Genomic DNA, 24,148 nt, shown 5'->3' with positions numbered 1-24,148 from the left:
TGTGCTCTGCGCATGCGTCGTCCGAGCCGTCTCCTGTCCGCCACGGTCGCAGGACTCGTGGTCCTCGGTGTCGCGACGGCCTGCTCGTCCGCACCTGTCTCCGGACTGCTGTCCGACGATGCCGACGCGACACGGGCGGCAGGACTCGACCGGTGGGGCGACGCGATGAACGCGGCGCTGCTCGACGGGGACCGCGGCTTCGGTTCGTCGAACGGACTCGACCGTGGCGCGGCCGGGACGGAGACGCCCGCCGGCGACTGGGACCTCCTCGTCGCCTGCAACGGCGTCGACGGCAAGCGCCTGCGGGTGTCCGTGGGACCCGGCGGCCGTCACGAGGTCCTGCGCACCGACGTACCGTGCGGCCTGGTCACGAGGGTGCCGGTCACGGTGCCGCGCGGCGGCGGGCTGACGGTCGAGGTGGAGCCGCAGTCGGACGCGAGCGATGCTGTCCGGCACGGCGACGTCGTCTCGTACTGGTACGTCTCCATCGTGCACCGCGGCTTCGAGCCGGAGGCGACGGTCGTCGTCGACTGATCCGCACGACGGACACCGGTGCGGGAGCTCGCGAGCAGTCCGCCGTCGCGGCGGACCGATCGCCAGGATCATCCGCGCGGCGGAGGCCCTGGCCGGTCGACTGACGTAGCGTCGGGACCGTGAACTGGTTGATCCTCCTGGGGGCGGTGGCCGTGGCGGCCGTCGTGATGTGGGTCGCCGATCGCGTGGGGTGGATCGACCTGTCGAACAAGGCCACACGCAGCGGCGGATCCGGCGGTGTCGGCGCGATGATGGACGAGGTGTTCGCCCCGACCCGTCACGAGACGCAGGCCGAGTACGAGCGGCAGTCGCGCCTCCCGGAGGAGGCCCCGACGCCCGCCGACGACGACCACGACCTGCTCAGCGGCACCGTCCTCATCCGTGTGCCTGCGGTCGGACACGGCGGGCGGCACGAGGCGCGACCCGGCACGCTCGACCGCACCTACTGAGCGCGAGCACCTGCCGCGCTAGCGCGTGGTGAGCTCCTGGTAGTCCGGGTGCCGCTCGATCCACGCCTTGACGTAGGTGCAGAGCGGAACGACCCGGAGGGACCCCTCGCGGACGTCGTCGAGCGCGTGCTGGACGAGGATCGACGCGTGGCCACCACCGCGGTGCGCGGGGTCGACCTCGGTGTGGGTGAAGCGGATCTCGTCGCCGTCGACCTCGTACGCCGCGAAGCCGATGACCTCGCCGTCCTCGACCAGGGAGTACTGCTGCGCGTCGGTGTCGTTGCGGACCTCGGGTGATGCCATGCAGGGGACCGTACGCCGTCGGACGGGGTGGGGGCTGGGTGCGGTCGGGCGTCGGTCCGCTCTGCGGGAGGATGGTCCGGTGCGCAGCATCGACGACTCGAGCCCCGACCTCGTCGTGCTCGGCGACAACTCCGACGTCCTGCCGACACTGCCCGACGCGTCGTTCACGGTCGTCTACCTCGATCCGCCCTTCAACACCGGACGGAAGCAGCGGCGCCACGCGGTGACCGCCGAGCGCCGGACCGTCGGCGACGCCGGGACGATCACGGGCTTCCGTGGTCGGACCTACGAGCGGATCCGCGGTGACCTGATGCGCTTCGACGACCGCTTCGAGGACTACTGGGCGTTCCTCGAGCCACGCCTGCTCGAGGCCTGGCGGCTGCTCACCGACGACGGCACGCTGTACCTGCACCTCGACTACCGCGAGGCCCACTACGCCAAGGTGCTGCTCGACGCGCTCTTCGGCCGCGACGCGTTCCTCAACGAGATCATCTGGGCGTACGACTTCGGCGCGAAGTCCCGCACGCGCTGGCCGACCAAGCACGACACGATCCTGGTCTACGTGAAGGACCCGGAGCGCTACTGGTTCGACTCCGAGACGGTCGACCGCGAGCCGTACATGGCGCCGGGACTCGTCACGCCGGAGAAGCGCGAGCGCGGGAAGCTGCCGACGGACGTGTGGTGGCACACCATCGTGTCGCCGACCGGCAGCGAGAAGACCGGCTACCCGACGCAGAAGCCCGAGGGGGTCCTGCGTCGGATGGTGCAGGCGTCGTCGCGCGAGGGGGACTGGGTGCTCGACTTCTTCGCGGGGAGCGGCACGCTCGGTGCGGTCGCTCGTGACCTGGGCCGGCGGTTCGTGCTCGTGGACGACAACCCGGTGGCGGTCGACGTGATGCGGCGCCGGTTGCCGCACGCAGCGGTCGAGTCGGCGGTCGGTTCGGCGGTCGTGTCTCCCGTCGCGCAGGAGGACTGAGCGCCTGCCGCCCGGAGCGGCCAGGATGGATCGGGGCGGACGCGTTGCGCCCGGGGAGACGGGGGCGATGGCGGCGAAGAGGGTCCGCACGGCTGCGGTCGGACTGATGGTCAGTGGACTCGCCCTCACGGCCGGGTGCACGGGCGGGACGGGTTCCCCGTCGTCGCGGCCCGAGGACGCGGAGCGAGCGGTGCAGCAGATCGTGGACGACTCGGCCAGTGCGCTCGGAGGGGACTGGACCGTGGAGGAGGGCCCACGACTCGGGACGTGCACGGACGAACGCGGCAACGGCGAGGGCGTGCACTACACGATCCTGTCCTCGCGAGCCGAGCGCGGCGACATCGAGACCGATGTCAGCACCCTCACCACGCTGTGGAAGCGTGCCGGGCTCGTGACGGAGCGCTTCACCAACCGGGACGGCAGCTACTCCGGACTCAACGGCAGGGGCGCCGGGATCGCGAACATCGCGTTCAACTCGTCCGACCTGGGCGGCGGCGACACGATCAGTGCGACTTCGGAGTGCGCGGCTGGCGACTACGTCGAGCTCCGGGAGCAGGAGCGCGGGCAGCGCTGACGAGCGCGGCGCCCGTCCGGGCGGGACGACGGAGGCGACACCCTCGACGTCGTACGACGTCGACGATGTCGCCTCCCAGCGGCGGCGGGCTACTCCGCCGTGTGTCGCCCGTGGTGCTCGGCCGTGGTACCCGGCGGCGTGGCCCCGTCCGACGAGGCGTGCGCCGGGTGCGTCCGGATGGTCGCGGTCGTGGCCGGAGGCTCGTCCACCGGTGCCGCCGCGGCGTGCGCGCCGTGCGTGGTCGCGTCGGTGAGCGGTGCCCGGGTGCCGCCCTCGGGGTGGTGACCGGCGCGGTCAGCTGCACCCGTGTCGGAGGCGGGCCGGTCGGCGGGGGAGGTGGTGCCTCCGGACCGGTCCTGCGGCTGCTGCACCGTGACGTCGGGCGAGGTCGGGACCGCCCGGACCGACCCCGTGTCCGGGGTGACCAGCGAGCCGGTGTCCGCCGCCGCCTGCTGCGCGTCCGCCGCCAGGCGGTCGGAGTCGCCCTTCGCCGCGTTCGCCTGTTCCTGCAGTGCAGACACCTTGCGGAGCGGCGGGACCCGGAAGAACCAGGTCAGGACGAAGGCGAGCAGGATGACGCCCAGCCCGACGAAGTAGACGACGACGGCCGACTGGCTGAACCCGACCAGGAACGGACGGGTGAGCCGCTGGTCCGCACCGTTGAGGAACGACGTGTCGCTCGTGGCCGAGCCGGCGGACGAGCTGGCCGCCGTGTCGCCGTTCTTCAGCTGGTCGACCAGCTTCGGCGCGACCTCGTCGACCACGGCCTTCCGCTGGTCGGCGTTGCTGTAGTCGATCTGCAGCGTGCCGTCGACGACCTCGGCGTTCGCCTTGGACGCGGCGGTCTCGAGCGCCTGCTGCTCGGCGGCCGACTTGTTCGCGGCGACCTGCTCGGCGATGACCGAGTCGGCGGAGGCGGCGGGGATCCGGCCGGCGGCGACCTGCTGCTGCACCTGCGCGGTGACCTGCTTCGTCACGGCCTGGTCCGCGGCCTGCTTCGCCGCTGCGGCACCCTGGTCGAGACCCTGCTGCACGTTCTGCTGCACCGGGTCGACGATCTTCGACCAGATCTGGTCCATCACGCCCTTGTTCTCGGACGCGCTGGCGACCGAGGGGGTGAGCGCGGCGGTGAGGGCCGGCTTGAGCGTCGACTCGTTCTGCATCGCGCCGGTGATGTTCGTCGGCATGAGCGTGAACAGGACGGACAGGAGCACCGCGGTGCCCATCGTGCCGCCGATCTGGCGGAAGAACGTCGCTGCACTCGTGGCGACGCCGATGTCCCGCGGGGAGACCGAGTTCTGCGCGGCGAGGGTCAGTGTCTGCATGAGCTGCCCGAGCCCGAGACCGATGCCGAACATGCCGAGCATGAGGAACCAGAGGGGGCTGTCGGCGGTCAGGAAGGTGAGGAGCGTGAAGCCGATCGCCGTGAACGCGGTGCCCGTGATCGGGAAGGCGCCGTAGCGGCCGGTGCGCGAGATGATCTGACCCGAGGCGATCGAGGAGATCATCAGACCGAGCACCATCGGCAGCATGGCGAAGCCGGACTCGGTCGGGGTGACGCCCTTGACGATCTGCAGGTAGAGCGGGATCGTCAGCATCGCGCCGAACATCCCGAAGCCGACGAGCACGGACAGGACCGCGGCCATCGAGAACACCCGCGAGCCGAAGAGCTTGAGCGGGAGGATCGCGTCGTCGCCCATGGAGCGCTCGACGATCACGAAGGCGACGAGACCCAGCGCGCCGATCGCGTAGCAGGCGATCGCGCCGGGGGAGTCCCAACCCCACTCGCGACCCTGCTCGGCGATGAGGAGCAGCGGGACGAGGGTGACGATGACCAGCGAGGCGCCCCACCAGTCGATGCGGGGCTTCCCGCGGTCGCCGAACTTCGGCAGGTGCAGGAACGTCGTCACCATGAAGAGCGCGATGATGCCGACGGGCACGTTGACCAGGAAGACCCAGCGCCACCCGCTGACGAACAGGATCTCGGACGCGCCGGCGAACAGGCCGCCGACGAGCGGCCCGATGACCGAGGAGATGCCGAACACGGCGAGGAAGTAGCCCTGGTACTTGGCGCGCTCGCGCGGGGCGAGCATGTCGCCCATGATCGCGAGCGGCAGCGACATCAGGCCGCCGGCGCCGAGGCCCTGCAGCGCGCGGAACCCGGCGAGCATGAGCATCGAGGTCGAGAACGACGCGGCGAGCGACCCGAGGATGAAGATGCCGATCGCGGTGAGGAACAGCGGGCGGCGGCCGAAGATGTCGGAGAGCTTGCCGTAGATCGGCGTCGTGATCGTGGACGCGATCAGGTAGGCCGTGGTCACCCACGCCTGCTGGTCAAGCCCGTGCAGGTCGTCGCCGATCGTGCGGATGGCGGTGCCGACGATGGTCTGGTCGAGCGCGCCGAGGAACATGCCGGCCATCAGTCCGTAGATGACGAGCAGGATCTGTCGGTGGTTCATCACCGCGTTCGAGGACGTGGTGGGGGCCGCGGGTGCGGTCGCCGTCTGGGTCATTCGGTCTCCCGTGCGTACTGGTGCTCGCGCGTCGCTCTCGCCCGGGCGCGGGGGAGCGTTGTTGCGCGCACTGCAAAAATACAACCAGCGCAAACGGATTGTTCCCATCCGCCTCGTTCCTGTGGACATCGGCAGGGTCCTCCGGCGGATGCGGAGGAGCGACAGGGGCGCCACCGGACGGATCCGGTGACGCCCCTGTCGGTCGTCGGGGACTACGCGCCCAGGGCGGCGTCCACGATCTCCTTCGCTTCGCGCTGCACCTGCTCGAGGTGCTCCTGCCCGACGAAGCTCTCCGCGTAGATCTTGTAGACGTCCTCGGTGCCGGAGGGCCGTGCGGCGAACCACGCGTTGTCCGTGACCACCTTGACGCCGCCGACGGCGGCGTCGTTCCCCGGCGCCTTCGAGAGCTTCGCGGTGATCGGGTCGCCGGCCAGGGTGTCGGCGGTGATCGCGTCGCCGTCGAGCTTCGAGAGCCGGGCCTTCTGCTCCTTGCTCGCAGCGGCGTCGACCCGCTGGTAGACCGGCGCACCGAAGCGCTCCGTGAGCTCGGTGTAGAGCTGCGAGGGGGTCTTGCCGGTCACCGCGGTGATCTCGGACGCCAGGAGCGCCAGGATGATGCCGTCCTTGTCGGTCGTCCACGCCGTGCCGTCCTTGCGGAGGAACGAGGCGCCCGCGGACTCCTCGCCGCCGAACGCCACGGAGCCGTCGATGAGACCGGGGACGAACCACTTGAAGCCGACGGGGACCTCCCACAGCCGGCGGCTGAGCGACTCCGCGACGCGGTCGATGATGCTCGACGACACGAGCGTCTTGCCGATCGCCGCGTCGTCGCGCCACTCGGGGCGGTGCGCGTAGAGGTACTCGATCGCCACGGCGAGGTAGTGGTTCGGGTTCATCAGGCCGCCGTCGGGCGTGACGATGCCGTGGCGGTCCGAGTCGGCGTCGTTGCCGGTCAGGACGTCGAAGTCGTCCTTGTGGGCGAGCACCGACGCCATCGCGGACGGGCTCGACGGGTCCATGCGGATCTTGCCGTCCCAGTCGAGGGTCATGAACGCCCAGGTCGGGTCGACCTCGGGGTTCACGACGGTCAGGTCGAGGCCGTAGTGGTCGCGGATGCGCTCCCAGTACGGCAGGGACGCCCCACCCAGGGGGTCGGCGCCGATCTTCACCCCGGCGCGCTTGATCGCGTCGATGTCGATGATGTGCTCGAGGTCCGCGACGTACGTGCCGAGGTAGTCGTAGCCCTCGGCTGCGGTCTCGTCCTGGCGGCGGACGTCGGCGTTCCCGCCGGCGATGATCGCGTTCGCCCGGTCGGCGATCCACGACGTGGCGTCGCTGTCGGCCGGGCCACCGTGCGGCGGGTTGTACTTGAAGCCGCCGTCACGAGGGGGGTTGTGGCTCGGCGTGATGACGATGCCGTCGGCGGTGTCGCCGTGCTCCGCGCGGTTGTACCGGATGATCGCGTGGCTCAGTGCGGGCGTCGGGACGAAGCCGTCCTCGGCGTCGGCGAGCACGCGGACGCCGTTGGCGGCAAGGACTTGGAGCGCGGTCTGCTCCGCCGGCGCGGAGAGCGCGTGCGTGTCCCGGCCGATGAACAGCGGACCGGTGGTGCCCTGCTCGGTGCGGTACTCGACGATCGCCTGCGTGATCGCGGCGATGTGCGTGTCGTTGAAGGCGGTGTCGAGCGACGAGCCGCGGTGGCCGGAGGTGCCGAACACCACCTTCTGCTCGGGGATCGACACGTCGGGGACACGCTCGTGGTACGCGGCCAGGAGGGCGTCGAGGTCGACGAGGTCGTCTGCGGTCGCGGGGATGCCGGCGCGGTCGTTCATGCGCCCATCCTGGCACCAGGACCCTCCGCGCGTCGCCGGGTGTCACGCAGCCGCACGGGTCCGGCAGGAGACCGCCCTGGTACGGCACGAGCGGCCGCCCTGCCGGGGACGTGGGGGGACGTCCCGGGCCGGGCGACCGCTCGCGGTCTGGGGGAGCCGGGGCTCAGGCGGTCCGGAACGACCCGGTCGTCGTCCGCAGCGAGCCGGTCACGGTCCGCGTCGAGGACGTCGCGGTGCCGGGACGGCGGAACTGGGTGTCCACGAAGCGGCCGAGCGCACGGCCCGCCCCGGTGCCGGTGTAGCTGCCGACCGGGCGCCATGCGGCCTCGACCGTGTACGCGCCGAGCTCGTCGCGCTGCTCGAGACCGGAGACGTAGGCGCCGCCGAGGGGGTTCTGTCGGTTCTGCACGGGTGCTCCTCGTCGTCGTGCCGAGGGTCCCGGGTCGTCGGACCGACGACCAGGACGCCGTCGGCTGTTGCCCATGACGCTACCGCGTTGTCTTGAATCATGCAAGACAACGCGACGCGGTCACGCGACGAGTTCGCAGAACGTCCGTCCGTCGGCGGTCCAGCTCTGCCGGGCTCGCAGCCCCGCCGTGGCCGCGTGACGGAGGAGTGCGTCGACGCCGACCTCGGCCCACGGGAAGCCCTCGCTCCGGTTGCCGTCCACGTCGACCACGTGCGCGGTGAACGCACGGTCCGCCGCGCGGTCCACGTGGGTCTCGACGACCACGCGGCCGCCGTCGCGGACGATCTCGCCGCACCGGGCCAGGAGCGCGACCGGGTCGCCGCCGATGCCGATGTTGCCGTCGATCACGAGGGCGGTGTCCCAGCGGCCCTCGTCGGGGATCGGGTCGAACACCGAGCCCTGCACGGCCGTGCCGCCGGAGCGTCGGGCGATCGCGACGGCCTCGGCGGAGACGTCCACGCCGAGCGAGGGGATGCCGAGCGCCCGGGCGGCGACGAGCATGCGACCGGGGCCGCACCCGATGTCGATCACGGGGCCGTCCGCGCCCTCGAGGAGGGAACGGTCGATCCGGTCGGCTGCGGCGCTCCACCGGCCGACGTCCATCGTGACCTCGACGTCGGGACGCTCCGGGTCGGTCAGGCGCAGGTGGCCGTCGGTCTGCAGGGCGCGGGCGTACGGCTCGCCGCCGCCGGCGCCGAACGTGACGGTGTCGTGCATCGTCATCGGGCACCTCCGGTCGTCGTGGTCATGGTCGTGTCGTGCTCTTCGGCGAAGGCCGTGGCGAAGCGCGAGGTCGGCGCGAGGGCGGCGACCTGCTCGGCGTCCGCGACGGTGTCGACGTCGAGCAGCGCGGGCAGGGTGCCGACCGACAGGCCGGCGTCGGTCAGGCGCGCGAGCTGCACGGCGCCCGTGTCGTCCTGCGACATCGGGACGCCGCGGAGCAGGGCGCCGTCGGGCTCGCGCAGGTACAGCGACCAGAAGCCGCCGTCGTCCGCCGGGCCGAACCACGCGTCGCGGTCCGGGTCGTCGAACACGGGTGCGAGGTGCTCGGAGGTGGCCTGCGGGGTGTCCATGCCGACGAGCAGCGTCGGACCGGTCATCGCGTCGAACATCGCCCCGAGGCGCTCGTCGAGGCCGCCGCCGACCTGGTGCAGGACCTCGAAGTCGTCGGTGCCCTCGGGCAGGACGACGCCGTCGTAGAGCAGCACGCGACGCGAGGCGGGCAGGGCACGCACCGTCGCGATCGTGTCGGCCAGCGCGGCCGAGGCGACGCGGGCAGCACCCTCCGGGGTCAGGGCCGGCGTCAGCCGGGTCTTGACCTTGCCGGGCAGGCACTCCTTGGCCACGACGACCACCGTGACGTCCGTCATGAGCGTGCTCCTTCCGTGGTGGACCCGGCCACGTCGCGGGCCGGACCGGGCGCGACCACGCGGGGGCGTGCCTCCCGGCCGTACTCGCGCAGCAGACGGGACATGTCGCGGACGGCGTTGACCGTCCCGCGGAGCGTGCCGGTGACCTTGCTGTCACCGACGCGCTGGGCGTACCCGATGTCGGACTCGTCGACCCGCCACCCGGCCGCGTGTGCCGCCAGGACCATCTCGAGCGGGTAGCCGCTGCGTCGGTCCTGCAGGTCGAGGGCGACCAGGTCGGCGCGGCGCATGACGCGCATCGGACCGAGGTCGCGGAGGCGGTAGCCGGTCGCGCGGCGCATCAGGACCGCGAGCACGCGGTTCGCGAAGCGGGCGTGCGGCGCCCACGCGCCACGGGTGGTCGGCACGCGCCGACCGAGGGCGAGGTCGGTCCGCCCGTCGGCCACGCGGGCGACGAGGTCGGGCAGCTCTGCGGGGTCCATCGAGGCATCGGCGTCGCAGAACGCGACGTACTCCGCGGTCGCGGCGGCGACGCCGGCGGCACACGCCGAGCCGAAGCCCTTGACCGGTTCGGTGACGACCGTCGCGCCGTGGGCGCGGGCGACGTCGGCGGATCCGTCGGTCGAGCCGTTGTCGACGACGATGGCGCGGTACCCCTCGGGCAGGCGGCCGATGACGCGCGGGAGCGCGTCCGCCTCGTCCAGGCAGGGGAGGATCACGTCGACGGTCATGTGGTCCATTCGGTGCGGGTCGCCCTGGCGACGGGGCCGATCTCCGGTCGCGCGCGTCGCGTCCTCGTCGGGCTGGTCGCCGGCGGGTGGGGTTCGGTCCATGCTCACGACGTAACACGATGACACGTCGCGGGGTACAGGATCCTGTCCCCCGGGGCGTGTCGAGCGCGGTGATCGGACCGTCTGGCCCGCGATCGGGGGACGGCCGGGAGGCCCGGGTGCGGTCCCGGGTCCGCGTACGCGGGCGGGTGGTGCGTGCTCGCCCCGCGCTGGTGCGGTGGCGCCCCGCGCTGGCGCGGTGGCGTCCCGCGCTGGTGCGGTGGCGTCCCGCGCTGGTGCGCTGGTGCGGTGGCGCCCCGCGCTGGCGGTGACGGACGCGAGTCTCGCCTGGGCGGACACGGCTCGCGCCCCGAGGCGCGAGCCGTGTCCGCTGAGACGAGTCTCAGGCGGCGTCGTCCGCTGGACGCTGCGTCACCGCTGCACGGCGGCGCGGAGCGGTGCGGTCGCGAAGTCACGCATGCCCTGCTCGAAGTCGACCTGCGCGTGCCAGCCGAGCTCCGAACGGATCCGCTCGGACGACGCCGTGACGTGTCGGACGTCACCGAGTCGGTACTCGCCGGTGACGACCGGCTGCGGGCCGTCCGGCCCGGCGATGGCCGCGGCCATGTCACCGATGGTGTGGACGACGCCCGAGCCCACGTTGTACGCGCGGAAGGTCTCGGCGGGCAGCTCCGCGGTCGCGGCGATCGACGCGGCGTTGGCACCCGCGACGTCGTCCACGTGCACGAAGTCGCGACGCTGGCGGCCGTCCTCGAAGACGCGGGGGGCCTCGCCGCGGGCCAGGGCCGAGCGGAAGAGCGACGCGACGCCGGCGTACGGGGTGTTCGACGGCATGCCCGGCCCGTAGACGTTGTGGTAGCGCAGGGCGATCGCGGTACCGCCGGTCGCGCGGGCCCACGACGAGGCCAGGTGCTCCTGCGCGACCTTCGTCTGCGCGTAGACGTTGCGGGGGTCCAGGGCGGCCGACTCGTCGATCAGCCCGGGCACGAGCGCGCGACCGTCGGGCCCGATCGGGTCGAAGCGTCCGGCGTCGAGGTCCTCGCGTCGTCGTGCCGGTGGCCGCATCGGCTCGCCGTCGGCGGTCTCGTACGCGCCCTCGCCGTAGACCACCATCGAGCTCGCGACGACCAGGCGGCCGATGCCGTGCCGGTCCATGCCGGCGAGCACGTGCGCGGTCCCGGCGTCGTTGGACGACACGTAGTCCGGGGCGTCCTGGAAGTCGACGCCGAGGCCGACCTTGGCCGCCTGGTGGCAGACGACGTCGACGCCGTCGAGCGCCGCCTCGAGGGCGACACGGTCACGGACGTCGCCGTGCACGAACGACAGGCCCTGCTGCTCGTGGGCGCGGACGACCTCGGCCGGGTCGCCGTGCACGTCGTCACGCAGGGAGTCGAGCACGCGGACCTCGTGCCCCTCGGCGAGGGCGCGACGGACGATCGCGGACCCGATGAAGCCCGCGCCGCCGGTGACGAGCAGGCGGCTCACGCCGTCGCCCCGAGGACACTGGCGCTGGCGGCAGCCGGGACGAGCTCGCGCGGGGTGTAGTCGTCGGGCAACGCGGCGACGACGCCGCCGATGGCGCGGACGATGACCTCGTTCGCGCGGGCCAGGCGCTCCATGACGGCGCCGTGGGTGACCGGGGCGTCGGTGGACCGTGCCGCCTCGTCCTCGGTGGGGGCCAGGCCGGCGTCCGCGTCGGTCACGAAGGACAGGTTGACCGTGCCGATGCCGAGCTCGGCAGCGAGCGGCACCTCGGGCGTCATCGTCATGTTGATCGTGTGGCCGCCGGCCTCGCGCATCCAGGTCGACTCCGCGCGGGTCGAGAAGCGCGGGCCCTGGATGACGACGCACGTGCCCGTCGGCCGGAAGGGCACGTCGAGCGCGGCGACGGCGTCGATCGCGGCGCGGCGGAGCACCGGGTCGAAGGGGTCGGCGAAGGACAGGTGCTGCACCTGGTCCTCGAAGAACGTGTCCTTCCGGCCCCAGGTGCGGTCGATCAGCTGGTCGGTCACGACGAAGGTGCCGGGGGCGTAGTCCGGGTGCAGGCCACCGACCGCGCTCGACGAGACGATCGCACGCACGCCGAGGGACCGGAGGGCCCAGACGTTCGCGCGGTGGTTGATCAGGTGCGGGGCGACCGAGTGCTCGCGACCGTGGCGGGTGAGGAACGCGACGCGCTTGCCGGCCATCGTGCCGACCGTGATCGGACTCGACGTCGGGCCGTAGGGCGTGTCCACGGTGATCTCGTCGGCGGTGCCCTCCTCGAAGAGGCGGTAGAGGCCGGAGCCCCCGATCACCCCGATGCGAGCCGTCGTTCCGTCCACAGGTTCGGTCGTGGTCACGTGGTCCTCCACAGGTCCTCCGGATGTCCTCGGCGCGTGGTGCGCCCTGGATACGCTACTGACGCCCCTCCGGCATCGACCGGGAACGGGGCGTCCCCACGAGGTTCGGAGGCATCCGTGCGCACGATCGGTCAGCACCGCGACGAGGTCGCCGCGCTCCTCGCGCCCGTGCTCGCTGCGCGGGCGGAGGAGACCCTGCCGCTCGACGCGCTGGCGGACGGCGCCGGTGCCGGCCGTGGGTACCGGGTGCTCACCCGGGCCGTCTCCGCGCCGGTCCCGCTGCCGGTGTTCGACAACAGCCAGATGGACGGGTTCGCCGTCCGGTCGACCGATGCCGGCAACGACGTCCGCGTGGTCGACCCGATCCCCGCCGGGGCCGTGCCGGCACCGCTCGGCCCGGGCACCGCTGCGCCGATCATGACCGGGGCGCGGATCCCCGAGGGCGCGGACGCCGTCGTGCCGGTGGAGGCGACACCGCCGGGGGCGTTCCCCGCGGCGCTGGGGCTCGACGTGCTGACCGTGCCCGCCGGGACGACCACCGGGACGTTCGTCCGCCGGGTCGGCAGCGACGTCGCCGTCGGCGCCGAGCTCGCCCCGGCCGGGTCCCCGGTGACGCCGGCGCTCCTGGGGGCCCTGGCCTCGGCGGGTGTCCGCGAGGTGTCCGTGGTCCGCCCGGTCCACGTGCTCGTCGTGTCCACCGGCAGCGAACTCGCCGGTGACGCCGCGCCTGACGGGCTGGACGGAACGGGCGCGGTGATCCGCGACGCGAACGGTGTCGCGCTCCGTGCTGCCCTGGCCGAGGTCGGTGCGATCGCCGGTGGCGTCCGGCTCAGCGACGCCCCGGACGCCTTCCTGCCGGGGCTCGAGTCGGCCGTCGGTGACTGGGCCGACGTCGTCCTGACCACCGGTGGGATCAGTGCGGGGGCGTACGAGGTCGTGCGTCAGGTGCTCGAGCCGCGCGGACTCGCCGTGACCCCGGTCGCGATGCAGCCCGGCGGACCCCAGGCCCTCGGACTCGTCGACCTCGCCGGTCGACGAGTGCCGGTCGTGGCGTTCCCGGGCAACCCCGTGTCCGCCCTCGTGTCGTTCGAGGTGTTCCTGCGGCCGGAGCTCGCGGCCCTCGTCGGTGCACCGGACCGCCCGACCGCCGAGCTGCCGGCCGCCGAGTCGGCGAGCTCACCCGTCGGCAAGCACCAGGTCCGCCGCGGCCGGGTCGCCGACGGGCGTGTGCACTTCGTGGGCGGGCCGAGCTCGCACCTGCTCGGGCACCTCGCCGCTGCCACCCACCTCGTCCACGTCCCCCTCGGCACCGACTCCGTCGAACCGGGGGACCCGCTGACCGTCTGGAGCCTCCGATGACCGACGACCACCCGAACGGCGTGCGCGACGCCGAGCTCTCGCACGTCCGCGCCGACGGCACCGCGCACATGGTCGACGTGTCCGACAAGGACGTCACTGCCCGCTCGGCCACGGCCACGGCCACGCTGGTGACCCGCACCGACGTCGTCGAGCGGATCCTCGACGGGTCGCTGCCCAAGGGAGAGGTGATCGGCACCGCCCGGATCGCGGCGATCATGGCCGTCAAGAAGACGTCGGACCTGGTGCCGCTCTGCCACCCGCTGCCCATCGCCGGGGTCGAGGTGGACATCACCGGCGACGGCGACCGCGTGCGGATCGAGGTCTCCGTGCGCACGACCTCCCGCACCGGTGTCGAGATGGAGGCCCTGACCGGCGCGAGCGTCGCGGCACTGACCGTGTACGACATGGTGAAGGCCGTCGACCGCACGGCCGTGATCACGGACGTCCGGGTGCTCGAGAAGCACGGCGGACGCTCGGGCGACTGGAGCAACCGATGAGCCCCGAACCGACCAGGGGCCGCGCGGGCGTCGTCGTGGTCTCCACGCAGGCCTCGACCAACCCCGCGCTCGACCGCACCGGACCCGTCATCGCCGCATGGCTGCGCGAGCGCGGCTTCGCCGTCGCCGAGCCGACGATCGTGCCCGACGGCGGCCTGATCGCCGAGACGGTGTCCGCCGAGCTCCTCGCGGACGCGAAGGTCGTCGTCACCACGGGCGGTACGGGCGTGACCCCGACCGACCGCACGCCCGAGGCCGTCGCACCCCTGATCGACCTCGAGCTGCCGGGCATCACCGAGGAGATCCGCCGGCGCGGACTCGCCGGTGCCGGTCCGACCGCGCTGCTGACCCGCGGGGTCGCGGGCATCGCCGGTGGCCGCACCGTCGTCGTGACCCTGCCCGGGTCGCGCGGGGGCGTCGCCGACGGGCTCGCGGTGCTGGACGGGGTGCTCGACCACGTGCTGGCCCAGCTGCACGGCGAGGGCCACGCACCCCGGAGCGCGTCGTGAGCGGCGACCGTGTCGTCGTGGCCGACGTCGTGGACCGGGTGATCACGGTGGACGAGGTCTCCGCTGCCGTCACGACCGACCGCGACGGCGCCGTCGTGACCTTCGCCGGGGTCGTCCGCGACCACGACGAGGGCAAGGGCGTCACGGCACTCGACTACGAACGGCACCCGAGCGCGGGAGACGTCATCGCCGAGGTCGCCCGGACGATCGCCGTCGACCACCCCGAGGTCCGCATCGCCGTGCTGCACCGCGTCGGCGCGCTCGGCATCGGGGACGTGGCGCTCGCCGCAGCAGTGGCGTCGCCGCACCGTGCCGAGGCCTTCGCAGCCTGCGCCGCGCTCGTCGACCTGGTGAAGGAGCGGACGCCGATCTGGAAGCGCCAGGAGTTCACGGACGGCACGGACGAGTGGGTCGCCGCGCTGTGACGGACGAGGAGACCGCGGCCGGTCACCGGTGGGCACTCGCGCAGGAGCGCGCGGAGGCCGTGCTCGCGGTTGCTGCCCCGGCCGACCGTCAGCGATCGGCGGGTGGCGTTGCATGGGTCCTCGGCGGGTCTGCGGGGATCGTCGCCGTCCTGGTCGCGCTGGCGCTCGCGGTGCCACCCGAGGCACCCGCGAGGACGGTGGTGTCGATCGGCGTCGCCCTCGGCGCGCTCGTCCTCCTGCTCACGCAGATCATCCGAGCGGCCGCGGCACGTCGACGCGCCGGACCGGCGCCAGCACCGGTGGTGGCGATCCTGCAGACGCGCGAGCGGCACGCGGTCCGGCAGGCGTTCCACGGCCGCCGCTTCGTGCCGGACGACCGTCACGACGTCGTGACCGCCGCGGCCGTGCAGGCAGCGTCGGGAACAGAGCTGGTGTGGTTCTGTGCCACAGCGGTGCTCTGGGTGAGCAGCGCTGCCGTCGGTGGCACGCTCTGGCCGATGTACGCCGCGCTCGCCGTGGTGAACATCGCAGCCGTCGTCGTTCCCGCTCGGGACACCCTCGCCGCGCGACGGTGGCTGACGCAGCACCCGCTGGCCGGGGGCGCTCTCGACGTCACCGCGGCCGAGACCTGTGGAACCGCGCAGGAGACCGACGCCCGATCGTGATCCCGGCACTCGTTCAGGGCATGGTCCCGCACTCGGCGGATCCATAGACTCCGGAGCCGTGAGCGTTCTGCTGTACGGCGCGGGGATCGTGCTGCTCGTCTTCGCCCTGATCGACATCGTCACCCGGGGCGAGGACCAGGTCCGCGGACTCCCGAAGTTCGCCTGGGTCCTGATCTGCATCTTCGTGCCCGTGGTCGGCAGCATCGTGTGGTTCGCCGTCGGGCACGACTGGAGCGCGAACGACCGGAACCACGGCCGCTACCTCGAGCCGAACCGTCACGAGGACCGGTACGCCAGCATCGGTCACGCCCGTGCCGCCCACGGTGACAAGCGCGTGAACGGCACCGAGCAGGAGCTCGCCGAGCTCGAACGCGAGATCGAGTACTGGGAGGCGCAGGCGCGCCTCCGGCGTGCCAAGGAGGCCGCGGGCGAGGGCGACCCGACCCCGGGCAGCTGATGCGGCGCAACTCGGGCGACCCGATCTCCGACGCGACGTGGGAGACCGTGGCCGAGACCATCGCCGGACGGCCGCTCCCCGCGGTGCGTCGGCGTCGGCAGCAGTGGCGGGTGGTCCTGGTCGTACTGGTGATGGTCGCCCTCGTCGGTGGTGTCTTCGTCGGCGTGTGGTCCGGACCCGAGATCGATCTCCACGTGGAACAGCGAGGTGGCCTCCAGGGCGCGGTGGGGGCCGTGTTGCTGGTGGCAGCCATCGTTGCCTGGGTCGCCGCGATCGTCTGGCTGCTCCGCCGCAACACGTTCCCACCGCTGGGGAACGACCCGACATCGGGCTTCCGGGCGCGCGAGCGACAAGCGATCGACCGGATGGCACGCGGTGTCTCGGCACGGCCTGCCGGACGGACGGACGTGCTTCGCGCGGTAGCGGAGCGGCGACGGCGGGACACCACACTCAGCGTCGCGTTGGCGCCCGGCTTCCTGCTCCTCTGGAGCGGGAACCTGTTGACGACCACGTGGTCGGCGTTCACTGCGATCCAGGCCGTCGCGCTGGTCTTCTTCGCGGTCGTCCTCGCCCTGGCGCTGCGCTGGCGGGCGCAGTACCGAGCCTTCGTCGAGCGCAACCCGCCCCGCGTCGAACGCGAGCCGGAGCCCGCGGGCTGAGCCGCGCCTCCCGGCCGGGCTGAGGGGGCCGTCCTGCGGTCGCGCACAACGCGGAGCCCGTCGCGCCACGGGACTCCGTGGCGCGACGTGCCGACGGTTGTCCGGGAGCGCACCGCACCACGAGCCGCACACCCACTCCCGCGGTCGCGCAGACGACGCGAGCCTGCGTCAAACCACGTTCCCGACGTCGAACCAGCCGCCCGCCCTGGTTCGATGTCGGAAACCTGGTTCGACACCTACGACCGCCGGACACGCCCGCACCCCGCGGCACCCGCACCCCGCGGCGCCCGCACCCCGCCGCGCCACCTACCCTTGACGGGTGGCTCATCTCCTCGGCGCCGAGAACGTGCATCTCGAGTTCCCCACCCGTGTCGTCTTCGACAGCGTCACCCTCGGCCTCGACGAGGGCGACCGCATCGGCGTCGTCGGCCGCAACGGTGACGGCAAGTCGACCCTGCTCGCCCTGCTCGCGCAGCGCCTCGAGCCGGACGCCGGCCGCGTCACCCACCGGCGCGGCCTGACCGTCGGGTACCTCGACCAGCGCGACGTCCTGCCCGCGGGGGCGACCGTCGGCAGCATCGTCGTCGGCGAGCTCGAGGAACACGAGTGGGCCGGTGACCCGAAGATCCGCGACATCATCGGCGGCCTCGTGTCCGACATCCCGTGGGAGGCCACGGTCGACGACCTGTCCGGTGGGCAGCGACGACGGATCGCGCTCGCGAAGCTGCTCGTGGGTGACTGGGACGTGCTGTTCCTCGACGAGCCGACGAACCACCTCGACGTCGAGGGCATCCAGTGGCTCGCCGACCACATCAACCGCCGGTGGTCGTCGAACCAGGGCGGCATGGTCGTCGTGACGCACGACCGGTGGTTCCTCGACGCGGTGTCGACCGACACGTGGGAGGTCCACGACGGTGTCGTCGAGCCGTTCGAGGGCGGCTACGCGGCGTACATCCTGCAGCGCGTCGAGCGTGACCGGCAGGCAGCCGCGAGCGAGCAGCGGCGGCAGAACCTGGCCCGCAAGGAGCTCGCCTGGCTCCGCCGCGGTGCCCCCGCGCGGACCAGCAAGCCGAAGTTCCGCATCGACGCGGCGAACGCCCTGATCGACGACGTGCCGCCGATCCGTGACACCGTCGGCCTGTCGCAGATGGCGACCGCCCGGCTGGGCAAGGACGTCGTCGACCTGCTCGACATCGGTGTCTCGTTCGGCGACGACGTGATCCTGCGTGACGTCGAGTGGCGGATCGCACCGGGGGAGCGGACCGGCATCCTCGGACCGAACGGTGCGGGCAAGTCCACGCTCCTCAACCTGGTGTCCGGCAAGCTGCAGCCGACCACCGGCCGCGTGAAGACCGGCAAGACCGTGCAGGTCGCGGTGCTCGACCAGCAGCTCGCCGACCTGCAGCAGTTCGCGGACGACCGTGTCCGCGAGGTCGTCGCCCGCAAGAAGACGAGTTACATCGCAGACGGCAAGGAGATGACGCCGTCGCAGCTGCTCGAGCGGCTCGGCTTCACCTCGGAGCAGCTGTCCACGCCGGTCAAGGACCTGTCCGGCGGGCAGAAGCGCCGCCTGCAGCTCATGCTCATCCTGCTCGACGAGCCGAACGTGCTGATCCTCGACGAGCCGACGAACGACCTCGACACCGACATGCTCGCCGCGATGGAGGACCTGCTCGACACCTGGCCGGGCACCCTGCTCGTCGTGTCGCACGACCGGTACCTGCTCGAGCGGGTCACCGACCAGCAGTACGCGGTCCTCGGCGGGCACCTCCGTCACCTGCCCGGCGGCGTCGACGAGTACATGCGGTTGCGCGCGTCCGGCTCCGTCCCGCAGACGGCTGCTGCGGCTGCCGCCGCCTCGGCCGGGAGGCCCGACACGGCTCCGGCAGGCGGCTCTGGCGGTGCCGCGGCCGGGTCCACCACCCCTGCCGCGCCCGGCCTGTCGGGTGCGGACCGTCGCGTCGCGGAGAAGGAGATGTCGGCCCTCGACCGGAAGATCGCGAAGGCGGGGCAGGACCGGCAGAAGCTGCTCGACGCGTTCGCCGCGCACGACCAGTCGGACTACGCGGGGCTCGGGGCGCTGCAGACGAAGCTCGGCGCGCTCGACGCCGAGGTCGAGCAGCTCGAGGAGCGGTGGCTCGAAGTGGCCGAGCAGCTCGGGGTGTAGCGGGGGCCGCGGGTGCTCGACCGACGCAGCGTTGCCGGGTGACCCGGGTCAGGGGCCCTCGCAGCCGAGTTCGGTCGGCTCGAGGCCTCGCCCCGGCCCACACCGTAGGCGGACGGATCCGTGACCGTGCGCAGCTGTCCGAGCCGGTCCTGTTCGGTGACGACGACGGCGCGGACGAACCCGGCGCGCTGGTCCGGGTCGAGCACGAACCGACCGACGACGTCGAGGTGCCTGTGCGGCGGGACGACGACCCCGCTGTCGACCGGTACCGTCCGGCCGTACTCCGCCGGGCGCGCGGCGTCCTCGGTGACGGTGAGCCCGGCAGCGTCGGCGGTCGGGTGCGGCGCGAGCGCGAGGTGTTCGAGCCGCACGCCCTGCACGGTGTCGACCCGGACCGTGCGGACGTGCACGTCGTGGGCGGTGTCGTTGGCGAACTCCGTCAGGAACCAGGCGGCTGCGTCGCTGTCGTCGTCGGGGAAGGTGCCGCTCACGCAGCCACCCAGGATGTCCGTCGACAGTCCCCGGGCGGGTGCGAGCTCGATCGCGAGGCCCGCCGCGAGCACGAGTGCCCCGACGATGCTCGCTCCGACGACGGCCCGTCCTCTGTCCATGTCGCAACCGTAGGGCAGGTCAGGGTCGGGAGACGTTACTCGATCGACTCCGGGTCGACGCTGTCCTGCTCGGGGTCCGCTCCGGCCGGGTCACCGCCACCGGGGTTCGCCACGACCTCCCAGAGGTGGCCGTCCGGGTCCTGGAAGAAGCCGGACCACATGCCCCACGGGCGCGTGTCCGGCGCCGCGAGCATCGTCGCTCCGGCGGCTGCCGCACGGTCGAGGAACGCCTGTGCGGCCTCCTGCGACGGCTCGAAGTGCCCGATGGTGGTGCTCGGTGCCTCGGCGAGTGCGACGCCGGAGTCCTTCCGCATGTCTTCGCGCCCGTAGACGCTGACGATCAGCCCGTCGTCGAGGGTGAACATCGCGGTGGTGCCGCCCGCCGCGGTCTCGGACGCGGGGTACTCGGTGCCGATGATCCCGCTGCCGTCGATGCCGAGCAGTGCGCGGTAGAAGGCTGCCGAGCGTCCGACGTCGGCCACGGCGAGGGTGATGGCGTGCATGCCGCGCACGCTACGCCGGACCGGCCGCCGGCCGCCGGCTGCCGGCTGCCGGCTGCCGGCTGCCGTCAGTCGCCGAGCCCGAGGATGAGTCGTCGGAGCAGCCCGGACAGCTGCGCCTGCTCGTCCTCGGACACCCCGGACAGGATCGCGCGTTCGGCCTGGAGCAGGTCCGCGATCGCAGCGTCCACGGCTGCGCGACCGCTCGCCGTGAGGGACACGAGGATGCCCCGACCGTCCCGCGGGTCCGTCCGCCGGTTCACGAGCCCTCGCGCCGCGAGCCGGTCGACCCGGTTCGTCATCGTGCCGCTCGACACCAGGGTCTGCTGCAGCAGCGCCTTCGGGCTGAGCTCGTACGGTTCGCCCGCACGCCGCAGCGCCGACAGCACGTCGAACTCCCACGGCTCGACGTCGCTCGCGTCGAACGCGGCCCGTCGTGCGCGGTCGAGGTGCCGGGCGAGCCGGTCGACGCGGGACAGGACCTCGAGCGGCCCGAAGTCCAGGTCGCCCCGCTCCCGACCCCACGCCGCGACGATCCGGTCGACCTCGTCCTGCTGCGGCATCCCTCCATCTTGGCCGAACCGGTCGCGCGCGGCCAGCGCCCGGGCCGTGGGAGGATGGACGGGCACCGGACGGGCTCCACCCCGTCCGGTGTGTTCCGCCTTGGTGTAACGGCAGCACGACGGCCTTTGGTGCCGTTAGGTCCGGGTTCGAATCCTGGAGGCGGAGCGCGGGGGTGATCCGAGTTTTCGGCGTTCGGGTTGAGACTTTTTCCGGCTGGGGAGCTCGGGGGCCCCGGAAGCCGGGTTGGGCGCCCCGGGGACGAACTGCGAGACGTCGAACGCGACCGCACCCCTCGGCCAAAGGCGCTCTGCGCCAACGACAGAAACCCCTGCCCGAAAAGCGGGCAGGGGGTACCGCGGCCGGGGCGGCCGTCAGGAGGGTCGATGTTCAGTTCGGAGCGCGCAGTGCGCTACGCAATGAGTCTGAGTAGCTCTATCTCCGCAAGTCGGTTGAACGGGTTGCGACGATCGTGCTCTTCGACCGTGAGGCTTTCGAGGCCGGGCTCGAAGAGCGCGGCGCTCGAGCGGTTCATGCGGTTCATCCCACGGAGAGCGAGGCGGGCCTTGAGCCAGTCGATGATGCGGGAGATGTTGGCGCTCGCTGCTGCCATGGCGCCGGCCATCTCGACGATCCAGGGGCCACGCATGCGTCGCTTCATCGGAACCCCGAGCGCCTCGCGGTCCGCGTCCTTGAGACACGAGTTACCGTTCTCGACGTTGTTGCGCTTGCCGAACCAGGCGCGCCACACGTCGGACTTGTACTCGTACTCCTGACCGTACTTGAGGTGGTTCTGGTTCTTGACGCCGTTCTTGTCGCTGAGAACCCCGGGGACTTTCACGGTCTTGCCCGGGATGACGACGTCGGTCCAGGTGTCGGACTCTGCGTCGTAGACCTTCGGGTCGGTGAACTCCGGGTAGGAGTACTGGCGCGCGCCGGTGGCGTCGTAACCGCTACGGGGGATGAGCCGGTAGCGAGAGCGCTCCTTGCGGCGCTGGCGGAGAAGCGCGTGGGCTTCGTCTCGAAGTTTGGAGCGCTCGGCCTCGGGCTTGTTCGTGATGGTCTTGAGGTAGTCGAGGTATGTCTTCTCGGCGTCGATGAGGGCGGCTGGCATGAACCGCAGGTGCCAGCTACCCGTGACCATGACCAGGTTGTGCCGGCCATCGGTGCTTGCGTAGAACGCTTGCTGACCGAGCTCCTCTTCCTCGTTTTTGTAGTCCATGACGACCTTGACGCCTGCTTGCGCGAGAGGGCGCTGCAAGTCCTCGGGCTTCGCTCCAGGGAAGTAGGCGCGGTCGCCGACAACGGTCTTGATGGCGTGACCGCGTTCAACGGCAGACTGGTAGAGGAACAAGCCGTGCCCCGTGAGCGCGCCAGGCTTGTGACCGCTGGTGGAGAGAAAGAGCAGGGGATAGCTCGCCTCAGTCTCGTTCGGGTCGCGGGTCATAACCGCGTACTCGAGCTCCCATCCGAACGCGTACTTGTCGCCGCCGTCCTGGTCGGGGTCGTGGCTGCCCTGCCGGCCGTACCAACCGCAGTCGTAGTTCGTGGAGACCTTATCGCCCGGCTTGATGTTTTTTGCACTCTTCTGCTTGCCCGAGACTTCCGCGAATGTGGCATCGATGGCAATCGCGCCCTTGAATCGCCGGCGGACTTCACGGTTGAGGAACTGGACGGACCCTTCGATCAGCTGGTTCGTGAGTTCGAGCATGCGGGCTGCGCGCTTCGCCATCTCCACCGGGTCGCGCAGCTCTGCAACGACCGCCGCGCGTTCCGCCTCGGTCATGTTGTTGCGGCGAGGTCCGGGGTGGCGGTCGATGAGCTTCCGAAGTCGTTTGATTGCCTCCCAGATGCGGCGGTAAAGGGTGTCCTGGTGGGGGGTGAACTTCAGGATGCCGATTGCTTCACGCTGTGACGTCGTCAGGGACATCGCGACTTCCGTCATCTGCTGGATGCTGACGCTCCGGCGAGCTCGCATCGTGATGAACATCAGCATGAGCACGGAGGTTTCCGACATCAACGCCTTCCGGCCCCGTTCGGACGTCCGGTCTTCCGCTTTCCAACGCTCGATGCGCGCTCGAATGCACCCCAGGTCGAACAAGCGGACGGTCTCGAACGTCGCCAGCTCAAGGGGGAAGGCCTGACCGATGCGGATGTAGGTCGACATCTTCATACCGAAGTCGTCCTGCATCCACCGTTCGGCGTCGTCGAAGTCGTGATGCTTCGGCTTCGCCGCGGTCATCGTGCAACCTCCGCGCGCAGCTGACGGCAGTAGGAAGCAGTGTCGGGCGCGGGAACGTGGGCGACAAGCTGGTCGAGGTGCTCGAACTTTGTGACACCAGCGGCGGTCATCAGGGAACGCATGTTGGTCCCGGCGATGAGGTGCGTGATGAGCCATGTGTTCCGCATGCGGGTGGTGACGGGGTCGGGCTCGTTGCCACGATCGGTGTCGTAGAGAAACGTGGTGAGCGTGCTGATTCCGTGCTTCACACGCTTCGGAGAGCCGAACACCCAGTGGTCCGGTTCGACATCGGAGATGGAGTCGAGCAGAAGACTCTCGAAGCGCGCGAGGAGCGGGACGGTCCGGGCTCCCGCCGTGACGGTGACGCTGACACCCTCGGCGTCAGCGACGATGTCTCGGCGGCGGACCCGGAGGAGCTCGTTCGCTTTGAGCCCCGCTCCAGCGCAGAGCGCGAGGACGACGCCGGCGCTGCGACGTCGAGCCGCGGTCGACTGGCCCGTCGCCCAGCTCTCAAGGAGGTGCAGGTCGAGGTCGTCGTAGGGGGCTGCGATGTTCTGCGGAGCCGTCGGCGCGAACTCCAGCGGCACCTCGCCGACGAGGACTTCGGACATACGCATCAGAGCGGACCGGTACGTGCGACGCGTGGTGTCCGACCAGGTGACGTCGGTCCTGGTGATGTAGCGCCGGATGATGACGGGGTGGAACACGACGACGGTCTTCGCCGGGTATCCGTTGACGTTGATGACCCAGTCGACGAACGGTGCCGCAACGACGATGAGCCGGTCGGCGGGCCGAGCAATGCATGCTGCCGCGTCGGCCACTGCGCTGACTACGAAGTCCCGGACAACGCTCCATCGGTCGTCCGCGAACGTCGGGACGTACTTCACCGGTGTATCTCCGCGTGCGAGGAACGACACGAGGGCGCGCAGCATCGGGGCGATGTACTGACGCAGCGAGCGGAGGATCTGGCTAGGCATGCCCGGCCTATGCAGGCGCAGTGAGATGAGCCGTGGGAAAGCGCTCCAGATTCTGATCTCGCTGCCTGCCGATCCGCATGCCCGCAGGGATCGGTGGGTACCGCCGCCGATGCGAACGGATGCGTGATGCCGGGCGTGTCGCCGCTTGCTTGCGCACGTGACGGTGACGTCGGCGTCGTACGCGTGACGCTCGCGATGTGCATGCGATCCGGGCGGCTCTCTGCTTCGGGGACTCAGAAAACGTAGTGATCTTCGCGGCCGGATTGGTCCTGTTTGCGGACCCCGCTCGTCCGCGACCCGCGCGTCCTCCAAGATCACGCCCGCTCCGCGCATACCCCCTCCGAGGCCGACCACCGGCCTCGGAGA

26 protein-coding genes and 1 tRNA gene are annotated in these 24,148 nt (G+C 71.6%); 13 read left to right on the top strand and 14 right to left on the bottom strand.

The window, feature by feature from the left end:
* Window positions 1-12 precede the first annotated feature (12 nt).
* Both M3677_RS11525 and M3677_RS11520 read left to right on the top strand, forming a co-directional pair.
* Window positions 13-534: a hypothetical protein gene (locus M3677_RS11525; protein ID WP_251160620.1), complete on the top strand. Its 522-nt coding sequence runs from the start codon at window positions 13-15 to the stop codon at window positions 532-534.
* A gap of 119 nt (window positions 535-653) precedes the next feature.
* Window positions 654-983, top strand: coding sequence for a hypothetical protein (locus M3677_RS11520; RefSeq protein ID WP_209683961.1), 330 nt, complete (start codon window positions 654-656; stop codon window positions 981-983).
* An 18-nt stretch (window positions 984-1,001) separates the two neighbouring features.
* On the opposite strand, the gene M3677_RS11515 is transcribed toward M3677_RS11520, so the two are convergent.
* Window positions 1,002-1,286, bottom strand: coding sequence for a GNAT family N-acetyltransferase (locus tag M3677_RS11515; RefSeq protein ID WP_209679875.1), 285 nt, complete (start codon window positions 1,284-1,286; stop codon window positions 1,002-1,004).
* 88 nt (window positions 1,287-1,374) lie between these two features.
* Here M3677_RS11515 and M3677_RS11510 point away from each other — a divergent pair, with 88 nt between their 5' ends.
* On the top strand, window positions 1,375-2,262 hold the full coding sequence (locus M3677_RS11510) for a site-specific DNA-methyltransferase (protein WP_251160632.1): 888 nt from the start codon (window positions 1,375-1,377) through the stop codon (window positions 2,260-2,262).
* Between the two features lie 67 nt (window positions 2,263-2,329).
* A complete protein-coding gene (locus M3677_RS11505) occupies window positions 2,330-2,836 on the top strand; it encodes a hypothetical protein (RefSeq protein WP_251160619.1) in 507 nt (168 codons plus the stop codon).
* A gap of 89 nt (window positions 2,837-2,925) precedes the next feature.
* Here M3677_RS11505 and M3677_RS11500 read toward each other — a convergent pair whose 3' ends face one another.
* The 8 genes from M3677_RS11500 to M3677_RS11465 all read right to left on the bottom strand — a co-directional run bounded on the left by M3677_RS11500 (window position 2,926) and on the right by M3677_RS11465 (window position 12,153).
* A complete protein-coding gene (locus M3677_RS11500; protein WP_251155342.1) occupies window positions 2,926-5,349 on the bottom strand; it encodes an MDR family MFS transporter in 2,424 nt (807 codons plus the stop codon).
* 212 nt (window positions 5,350-5,561) lie between these two features.
* Entirely contained in the window at window positions 5,562-7,181 is a 1,620-nt protein-coding gene (gene pgm / locus M3677_RS11495) for a phosphoglucomutase (alpha-D-glucose-1,6-bisphosphate-dependent) (protein WP_251160618.1), read from the bottom strand.
* A 163-nt stretch (window positions 7,182-7,344) separates the two neighbouring features.
* Window positions 7,345-7,590, bottom strand: coding sequence for a hypothetical protein (locus M3677_RS11490; RefSeq protein WP_209683951.1), 246 nt, complete (start codon window positions 7,588-7,590; stop codon window positions 7,345-7,347).
* A gap of 120 nt (window positions 7,591-7,710) precedes the next feature.
* On the bottom strand, window positions 7,711-8,373 hold the full coding sequence (locus M3677_RS11485; protein ID WP_066652249.1) for a class I SAM-dependent methyltransferase: 663 nt from the start codon (window positions 8,371-8,373) through the stop codon (window positions 7,711-7,713).
* Window positions 8,370-9,020, bottom strand: coding sequence for a DUF2064 domain-containing protein (locus M3677_RS11480; RefSeq protein ID WP_251160617.1), 651 nt, complete (start codon window positions 9,018-9,020; stop codon window positions 8,370-8,372). The genes M3677_RS11485 and M3677_RS11480 overlap by 4 nt, the downstream gene beginning before the upstream one ends.
* On the bottom strand, window positions 9,017-9,760 hold the full coding sequence (locus M3677_RS11475; RefSeq protein ID WP_058728516.1) for a glycosyltransferase family 2 protein: 744 nt from the start codon (window positions 9,758-9,760) through the stop codon (window positions 9,017-9,019). Before M3677_RS11475 ends, M3677_RS11480 begins: the two co-directional genes overlap by 4 nt.
* Window positions 9,761-10,222: 462 nt before the next feature.
* Window positions 10,223-11,296 (bottom strand): NAD(P)-dependent oxidoreductase, encoded by a 1,074-nt coding sequence (locus tag M3677_RS11470; protein WP_066652257.1) that lies wholly within the window; start codon window positions 11,294-11,296, stop codon window positions 10,223-10,225.
* On the bottom strand, window positions 11,293-12,153 hold the full coding sequence (locus M3677_RS11465; protein WP_251160616.1) for an MTAP family purine nucleoside phosphorylase: 861 nt from the start codon (window positions 12,151-12,153) through the stop codon (window positions 11,293-11,295). Before M3677_RS11465 ends, M3677_RS11470 begins: the two co-directional genes overlap by 4 nt.
* Window positions 12,154-12,270: 117 nt before the next feature.
* On the opposite strand from M3677_RS11465, the gene M3677_RS18460 reads away from it, so the two are divergent.
* The 8 genes from M3677_RS18460 (at window position 12,271) to M3677_RS11425 (ending at window position 18,891) form a co-directional block, all read left to right on the top strand.
* Window positions 12,271-13,512 (top strand): molybdopterin molybdotransferase MoeA, encoded by a 1,242-nt coding sequence (locus M3677_RS18460; RefSeq protein ID WP_251160615.1) that lies wholly within the window; start codon window positions 12,271-12,273, stop codon window positions 13,510-13,512.
* A complete protein-coding gene (gene moaC / locus M3677_RS11455; RefSeq protein ID WP_066652259.1) occupies window positions 13,509-14,009 on the top strand; it encodes a cyclic pyranopterin monophosphate synthase MoaC in 501 nt (166 codons plus the stop codon). Before M3677_RS18460 ends, moaC begins: the two co-directional genes overlap by 4 nt.
* Complete coding sequence (locus tag M3677_RS11450) at window positions 14,006-14,518, top strand: molybdenum cofactor biosynthesis protein B (RefSeq protein WP_251160614.1); 513 nt, start codon at window positions 14,006-14,008, stop codon at window positions 14,516-14,518. The genes moaC and M3677_RS11450 overlap by 4 nt, the downstream gene beginning before the upstream one ends.
* The gene (locus M3677_RS11445) at window positions 14,515-14,943 is read left to right on the top strand and encodes a molybdenum cofactor biosynthesis protein MoaE (RefSeq protein ID WP_251160613.1); all 429 of its coding nucleotides are present in this window, start codon (window positions 14,515-14,517) and stop codon (window positions 14,941-14,943) included. The genes M3677_RS11450 and M3677_RS11445 overlap by 4 nt, the downstream gene beginning before the upstream one ends.
* A complete protein-coding gene (locus tag M3677_RS11440; RefSeq protein ID WP_251160612.1) occupies window positions 14,940-15,608 on the top strand; it encodes a hypothetical protein in 669 nt (222 codons plus the stop codon). Before M3677_RS11445 ends, M3677_RS11440 begins: the two co-directional genes overlap by 4 nt.
* A gap of 58 nt (window positions 15,609-15,666) precedes the next feature.
* Window positions 15,667-16,065, top strand: coding sequence for a PLD nuclease N-terminal domain-containing protein (locus tag M3677_RS11435; protein WP_251160611.1), 399 nt, complete (start codon window positions 15,667-15,669; stop codon window positions 16,063-16,065).
* Window positions 16,065-16,724 carry a hypothetical protein gene (locus M3677_RS11430; protein ID WP_251160610.1) on the top strand — a complete coding sequence of 220 codons (660 nt, stop codon included), beginning with the start codon at window positions 16,065-16,067 and terminating at the stop codon, window positions 16,722-16,724. The genes M3677_RS11435 and M3677_RS11430 overlap by 1 nt, the downstream gene beginning before the upstream one ends.
* A 319-nt stretch (window positions 16,725-17,043) precedes the next feature.
* A complete protein-coding gene (locus M3677_RS11425; protein ID WP_251160609.1) occupies window positions 17,044-18,891 on the top strand; it encodes an ABC-F family ATP-binding cassette domain-containing protein in 1,848 nt (615 codons plus the stop codon).
* Here the strand turns inward: M3677_RS11425 and M3677_RS11420 are convergent.
* The 3 genes from M3677_RS11420 to M3677_RS11410 all read right to left on the bottom strand — a co-directional run bounded on the left by M3677_RS11420 (window position 18,786) and on the right by M3677_RS11410 (window position 20,565).
* Entirely contained in the window at window positions 18,786-19,502 is a 717-nt protein-coding gene (locus M3677_RS11420; protein WP_251160608.1) for a hypothetical protein, read from the bottom strand. The two genes, M3677_RS11425 and M3677_RS11420, sit on opposite strands and share 106 nt — an antisense overlap.
* A 35-nt stretch (window positions 19,503-19,537) precedes the next feature.
* The gene (locus tag M3677_RS11415) at window positions 19,538-20,005 is read right to left on the bottom strand and encodes a VOC family protein (protein ID WP_251160607.1); all 468 of its coding nucleotides are present in this window, start codon (window positions 20,003-20,005) and stop codon (window positions 19,538-19,540) included.
* 65 nt (window positions 20,006-20,070) lie between these two features.
* Entirely contained in the window at window positions 20,071-20,565 is a 495-nt protein-coding gene (locus M3677_RS11410; RefSeq protein WP_066652288.1) for a MarR family winged helix-turn-helix transcriptional regulator, read from the bottom strand.
* A 94-nt stretch (window positions 20,566-20,659) separates the two neighbouring features.
* Between M3677_RS11410 and M3677_RS11405 the strand changes: the two genes are divergently transcribed.
* Window positions 20,660-20,731: transfer RNA gene (locus tag M3677_RS11405), tRNA-Gln, on the top strand.
* A 244-nt stretch (window positions 20,732-20,975) separates the two neighbouring features.
* Here the strand turns inward: M3677_RS11405 and M3677_RS11400 are convergent.
* Both M3677_RS11400 and M3677_RS11395 read right to left on the bottom strand, forming a co-directional pair.
* Window positions 20,976-22,805, bottom strand: a complete 1,830-nt coding sequence (locus M3677_RS11400) for a hypothetical protein (RefSeq protein WP_251160606.1) — start codon at window positions 22,803-22,805, stop codon at window positions 20,976-20,978.
* On the bottom strand, window positions 22,802-24,100 hold the full coding sequence (locus M3677_RS11395) for a hypothetical protein (protein WP_251160605.1): 1,299 nt from the start codon (window positions 24,098-24,100) through the stop codon (window positions 22,802-22,804). Before M3677_RS11395 ends, M3677_RS11400 begins: the two co-directional genes overlap by 4 nt.
* Between the last annotated feature and the right edge of the window lie 48 nt (window positions 24,101-24,148).

This window comes from Curtobacterium sp. P97, assembly GCF_023712445.1.
In the GTDB taxonomy this organism is placed as follows: Bacteria; Actinomycetota; Actinomycetes; order Actinomycetales; family Microbacteriaceae; genus Curtobacterium.
This window is presented reverse-complemented; position numbering and strand designations above follow the sequence as displayed.